This is a genomic window from Streptomyces sp. NPDC093094, from assembly GCF_044754345.1.
Taxonomy (GTDB): Bacteria; Actinomycetota; Actinomycetes; order Streptomycetales; family Streptomycetaceae; genus Streptomyces.
In genome coordinates, this window is the sequence record NZ_JBIVOX010000044.1 from 21790 (window position 1) to 27884 (window position 6095).

A 6095-nucleotide genomic window follows, 5' to 3' on the forward strand; every position below is an offset into this window, starting at 1 on the left:
CGTTGATGCGCTCCTCAGTTGGCGCTCTGCGTCGGAGGGGTGCCGCCGCCCGCGAAGGGCAGCGCGGCGATCCGGTCGACGGCCCCCGCGAGGGCCTCGGGCGGCAGCAGTCCGGGACCACGGCCCCGTACGAAGTCGGCGAAGGTCTCCGCGGTGGTGTGCTTCGGCTGGAATCCCAGCGTCTCGCGCATCTGGTCCGTCGCCACGACCCGGCCGTGGGTGAGCAGCCGGATCTGCTCGGGCGAGAAGTCCGTCACCCCCAGCGTACGCACCACCGTGCCCGCCCAGGTGACCGCGGGCAGCAGCAGCGGCACGGTGGGGCGGCCCAGCCGCCTGGAGCACTGCGAGAGCGTCAGGACGCCGTCTCCGGCGATGTTGAAGGTGCCGCTGTTGAGCGTGCCCCGCGCGGGCTCGTGGGAGGCGATCCGCAGCACCTCCAGCACATCGTCCTCGTGCACGAACTGCAGCCGCGGGTCGTAGCCGAAGACCGTCGGCAGCACCGGCAGCGAGAAGTACGCCGCGAGCGGGGAGTCGGCGCTCGGCCCCAGGATGTTGGCGAACCGCAGCACGCACACCGCCACGTCCGGCCTGCGGCGGGCGAAGCCGCGCACATAGCCCTCGACCTCGACCGCGTCCTTGGCGAACCCGCCGCTGGGCAGCGACTTCGGCGAGGTCGTCTCGGTGAAGACCGCCGGGTCGCGCGGGGCCGACCCGTACACGTTCGTGCTGGACTTCACCACCAGCCGTCGCACCGTGGGGGACTTCTGGCACGCGCCGAGCAGCTGCATCGTGCCGATGACGTTGGTCTCCTTGACCGTGGTCCGGCTGCCGCTGCCGAGAGCGGTCGCGGTGACGTCCATGTGGACGACCGTGTCGGCGCCCGTCTCGGCGAGCACCCGCGCGATCGTGGGCTGCCGGATGTCGGCCCTGATGAAGTCCGCGCCGCCCAGATGGTGCTCCGGCGGCGCCGCGTCCACGGCGACGACCCGGTCCACCTCCGGATCACGCTGGATCCGCCGTACGAACCGGCCGCCCATCCGTCGGGCCGCTCCGGTGACGAGCACGATCTTGCCCAAGATCAGCGCCTTCCTTCCGTCCGGGGTTCCCGGTCCGTACTCTGCCGCGTTCCCCTCGTCCGCCAACCTAGCGGGTCGGTGTTGCGCTGTGGTGACCACCGGATGCGTGAAGTGACGAGAAAGAGACAGGCGGTGACACGCGTGTGGCCCCCCACCCGGAAGGGATGGGGGGCCACAGCCACGCCGTCGTCGGGCCGGTCACCACCGGTGGCGGCCCGAGGCGCTTACTTCTTGTTGCGACGCTGAACGCGCGTGCGCTTGAGCAGCTTGCGGTGCTTCTTCTTGGCCATCCGCTTGCGCCGCTTCTTGATAACAGAGCCCACGACTACCCTCGCTCACTTCTCATCACTCGGTGTTTGGGCGCCATGGGCCCACACGACCTACGAGGGGCTAGCCTACCCGCCCGAGCGCTGAGGTCGTAATCGAGGGGCGCAAGGAGATCCACAAGAGACCGGTCCTGCCCTGTGATGCCCGGAACGGATCTCCTTGCCGACGGTCGTCAGGCGGTGTCCACCCCCACGTAACTCTCACGCAGGTATTCGTGAACCGCTTGCTCCGGGACACGGAACGACCGCCCGACCCGGATCGCGGGCAGATGACCGCTGTGCACCAGCCGGTACACGGTCATCTTCGACACTCGCATCACCGAGGCGACCTCCGCCACGGTGAGGAACTGAACCTCGTTCAGAGGCCTCTCGCCAGCTGCAGCCATGACACACCTGAACCTTCCGCACTCGACGGCCACCGGCTTCCCCTTCCGGTGACTCTTCGTCGTTGCGTGCTCACTCCCCAATGTAGGGGCGGGTGATGCGAGTGGGGAAGAGGTGCACCCATCGGCGGCCTACTGTGACAGACACGCTCGATTGAGTACGTAGCGGGTCAGCGGGCGGTAGTAAGCCGACCGCACGGCGTCATCAAGTGGAACGACGACCGACACGGCGCCCTCGGCCTCCCCCACGAACGGCGCGGGGTCGTCCGTGTCGGCCAGCCCGATGGCCTCGAACCCCAGCTGACCTGCCCCGCAGACCCAGCCGTGGTCCCCGATCACCAGCTCCGGCAGTGGCCCGCCGGCCTCCGCCGCGGCCGCCAGCGCGGTACGAACCGGGAGCGGCGAGTGGCTGTGTGCGCCGGTCGCACGCCCGGAGCCCTCCGCGTCGGCCCTCCGCACCAGCGCCACTCCTCGTACGTAGTCGAGGACATGCGTGCGTAGACCGAACCGGGTCAATATGTCGACACAGTGACCCGTCGCCGGGGTGAGAACAGCACATCCCGCCGCCGACAGGGCGTCTGCGAGCGCGGCGTAGAAACCGAGGAGCCGGTGCGGATGCCCGGTCCCGAGCAGCACCGGCGCCCGGCATCCGGCCGCCGCCGCGACCCGCTCCGCGAACGCGTCCAGCGCATCCAGCGTGCGCTGCGGGTCGATCACATCATGCCCCGAAGTGCACAGCGGATCGGCCGAAACCCCACACTTGTCCGCCATGAGCTCGATCAGGTCCGACTGCCCCCAGGCACGTTCGGGATCGATCCCGATCAACACCCGGGGATCCCTCGCCGCGAACAGCCGGTAGCTCCGCAGACTTTTCTCTCTCGACGTCGCCACCGTCCCGGCGAGCCGGGCAGCGAGAAGATGCGCGCGCAGGGCACCGGGGCTCACCATGCGGCGATGGTGACGGAGCCGGCAGCCCGCCCGCCGGGGAAAGACCGGAACAGCGCACGGTTGGCGTAACGACCCGCCTCCCGCCGGGCACCCCCGGCCCACGGGACACTCCTCACCCGGTGAACAGGCCCCCTCGCCCGGTGCGCGTCACCGGCCGGCGACCGGGGGACGCGCACCGGACACAGGGCCTCCTACGCCAGCAGCCCCCGCAGCGGGAACACCGCCCGCCGGGCCGCCAGCACCGCCTGGTCCAGACGGTCGGCGGGGTCGTACCCCGCCTCCCAGCCGCCCCAGGACACCGGCCACCGGCCGTCGGTCATCCGCATCGGCCCCAGCTGCCGGGTCCGCGCGTACACCTCCTGCCGCCAGCTCTCGGGAATCACCGTCTCCGGCGCGATCTCCCGCCCCGCGGCGATGCCCGCGAGATGCGTCCACGACCGCGGCACGACGTCCACCACCGCGTAACCGCCGCCGCCGAGCGCCACCCACCGCCCGTCGGCGTACTCGTGCGCCAGCTCATGACAGGCCACCTGCACCGCCCGCTGCGCGTCGAGCGACACCGCGAGATGCGCCAGAGGATCCTCGAAATGCGTGTCCGCCCCGTGCTGGGTCACCAGCACCTGCGGCCGGAAGTCCGCGATCAGTTCGGGCACGACCGCGTGGAACGCCCGCAGCCACCCGGCATCACCCGTCCCCGCCGGCAGCGCGACATTGACCGCGCTCCCCTCCGCCGACGGCGCCCCCGTCTCCTCCGGCCACCCGGTCTGCGGGAACAGCGTCCGGGGATGCTCGTGGAGGGAGACCGTCAGAACCCGCGGGTCCTCCCAGAACGCCGCCTGCACCCCGTCCCCGTGATGCACGTCGACGTCGATGTACGCGACCCGCTCCGCCCCCAGCTCCAGCAGCCGCGCGATCGCCAGCGAGGCGTCGTTGTAGACGCAGAACCCCGCCGCGCCCCCGGGCATGGCATGGTGCAGCCCGCCCGCGAAGTTCACCGCGTGCAGCGCGTCGCCGCGCCACACCGCCTCCGCCGCGCCCACCGACATCCCCGCGATGAGTGCCGACGCCTCGTGCATCCCGGCGAACGCCGGATCGTCCACCGTCCCGATCCCGTACGACCCGTCCGCCGCCCCCGGGTCCGCCGAAGCCGCCTTCACCGCCTGGATGTAGTCCTGCCGGTGGACGAGCCGCAGCGTCGACTCCCCCGCCGGCTTCGCCCCCACGACCTCCATCTCACGATCGAGCCCGAACGCCCCGATCAATCGCCGGGTCAGGGCCAGCCGGACCGGATCCATCGGATGCCCGGGCCCGAAGTCATACCCCGTTACTGCCTCGTCCCACATCAGCTGTGCGCGGCCGCTCATGCCCGCCACCGTATCGGTCCGGTTGAGCGGCGAACGACCGGGCATACGCCGTCGTCACCAGTACCAACACCATCGGCACCAGCATCGCCCAGCGATAGCTCCACGCGTCCCCGAGTGCCCCCACCAACGGCGAACCGATCAGGAATCCCACGTAGTTGAAGACGTTCAGCCGTGCGACGGCCGCGTCCGAGGCTCCCGGGAACAGCCGCCCCGCCGCCGCGAACGTCTGCGGCACCAGCACGCACAGGCCCAGTCCCAGCAGCGTGAACCCGAGCATCCCCACCCATGCCCCCGGCGCCCCGGCCACCACCGCGAACCCCACGGCCGCGGTCACCGCGCCGCTCCGCACGACGGCCACGGCCCCGAACCGCCGCACCCCGAAGTCCCCGAGTGCCCGCCCCACCAGCGTGGTCACCATGTAGACGTTGTACGGAACCGTCGCCAGCTGCTCCGAACTCCCCAGCACGTCCTGCAGATACTTGGCACTCCAGTTGGAGACGGTCGCGTCCCCGATGTAGGCGAAGGTCATCACCAGGCAGAGCGGCAGCAGCATCTTGAAGACGACGCCCCCGTCGCTCCCCTCGCCCCCGCCCGCCGGCTCCTCGACGGCACCGGCGCCCCCGTCGGCGTACCACCGGCTCCCCACCAGACACAGCGGCAGCAGCAGACCCGCCACCGGCAGATACGACACGAGGAGCGGCAGCTCCCAGTGCGCCCCCGCCCACGCCAGCGAGGCCCCCAGGATCCCGCCCAGGCTGTACACCGCGTGGAACCCGAGCATGATGCTGCGCCCGTAGGCCCGTTGCAGGCTCACCCCGAGCATGTTCATCGAGGCGTCCAGCGCCCCCACCGCCAGCCCGAACGCCGCCAGCGCCAGGCCCAGTTCCACCATCCGCTCCCCGGCGCCGACCCCGAGCAGCGCCAGGAGCACGACCGGCTGGGACCAGCGCAGCACCACGCTCGGCGGGATCCGCCGCACCAGCCGCTCGGTCGCCACGCTCCCCACGCCGGCCAGCACCGGTACGGCCGCCAGGAAGGCGGGCAGCAGCGCGTCGGACACTCCGTACCGGTCCTGCACGGCCGGGATCCGCGTCACGAGCAGGGCAAAGGCGACACCCTGCGCGAAGAAGGAGAACGCGAGCGAGGCCCTGCCGCGTCGCAGCACATCAGTCATGGCGGCGAGCGTAGGGCCCCGTGGTCCGGCTGGATACGGCGAAGCTGAATTTTCCTCAGCTCTGCTTCAGCAGCCCGGTCAGCTCCTTCATGGAGGAGAACAGCCTGGTGGCTCCGGCGAGTTTCGCCTCGGGGGTCATGGCCGTGAATCCGTACACGTCCATGCCGGCCGCCACCGCCGCCTGGACTCCCAGCGGACTGTCCTCGACGACGACACACCGCTCGGGCGCCACCCCCATCCGCTCGGCCGCGTGGAGGAACAGATCCGGTGCCGGCTTGCCCCGGCCGACGTCCTGCGAGCTGAAGACGCGCCCGGCCTCGAACCATCGGTCCAGCCCGGTCGTCCGGTGCCCCACACGGATCCGCTCATGGCTCCCCGACGACGCCACGCAGTACGGCACCCCGTCCCCGGCCAGCCCTTCCAGCACCTGCGCGGCCCCGTCCACGGCCTTCAGCTCCCGTTCGAAGGCGGCGAACACCCGCGCGTGGAAGACGTCGTCGAACTCCGCCGGCAGCCGCCGCCCCGTCCGCTCCTCGATCAGATCGTGGATCCGGTGCATCGCGGAGCCCATGTAGTCCCGGACGGACTCCTCGTACGTCGTCGGATGCCCGACCTCGGTCAGATACTCGGCCAGCAGCCGGTTTGAGATGGGCTCGCTGTCGACGAGTACACCGTCGTTGTCGAAGATGACGAGGTCATAGCGCATATGCGGATCCTAGACGCACGCCGAAAGGTCCCGAAACGCAGAAAACCCCCGTACCGGTTTACGGTACGGGGGTTTCCTTCAATATTTGTTCGGCGGCGTCCTACTCTCCCACAGGGTC

Annotated in this window: 7 protein-coding genes; all 7 read right to left on the minus strand. The window is 70.7% G+C overall.

Annotation, left to right across the window (positions count from 1 at the left end):
- Nucleotides 1-14: 14 nt before the first annotated feature.
- On the minus strand, nucleotides 15-1076 hold the full coding sequence (locus ACIQGV_RS39875) for an NAD-dependent epimerase/dehydratase family protein (protein WP_402504491.1): 1062 nt from the start codon (nucleotides 1074-1076) through the stop codon (nucleotides 15-17).
- Between the two features lie 224 nt (nucleotides 1077-1300).
- Nucleotides 1301-1399 (minus strand): 30S ribosomal protein bS22, encoded by a 99-nt coding sequence (locus tag ACIQGV_RS39880; RefSeq protein WP_003948845.1) that lies wholly within the window; start codon nucleotides 1397-1399, stop codon nucleotides 1301-1303.
- A gap of 176 nt (nucleotides 1400-1575) precedes the next feature.
- Nucleotides 1576-1788: a helix-turn-helix domain-containing protein gene (locus tag ACIQGV_RS39885; RefSeq protein WP_157842153.1), complete on the minus strand. Its 213-nt coding sequence runs from the start codon at nucleotides 1786-1788 to the stop codon at nucleotides 1576-1578.
- A gap of 129 nt (nucleotides 1789-1917) precedes the next feature.
- Entirely contained in the window at nucleotides 1918-2733 is an 816-nt protein-coding gene (locus ACIQGV_RS39890; RefSeq protein WP_402504493.1) for a phosphatase, read from the minus strand.
- Between the two features lie 191 nt (nucleotides 2734-2924).
- Nucleotides 2925-4097, minus strand: coding sequence for an acetoin utilization protein AcuC (locus tag ACIQGV_RS39895; RefSeq protein ID WP_402504496.1), 1173 nt, complete (start codon nucleotides 4095-4097; stop codon nucleotides 2925-2927).
- Entirely contained in the window at nucleotides 4048-5271 is a 1224-nt protein-coding gene (locus ACIQGV_RS39900) for an MFS transporter (RefSeq protein WP_402504498.1), read from the minus strand. Before ACIQGV_RS39900 ends, ACIQGV_RS39895 begins: the two co-directional genes overlap by 50 nt.
- 55 nt (nucleotides 5272-5326) lie before the next feature.
- Entirely contained in the window at nucleotides 5327-5977 is a 651-nt protein-coding gene (locus tag ACIQGV_RS39905) for an HAD family hydrolase (RefSeq protein WP_402504500.1), read from the minus strand.
- Nucleotides 5978-6095: the final 118 nt, after the last annotated feature.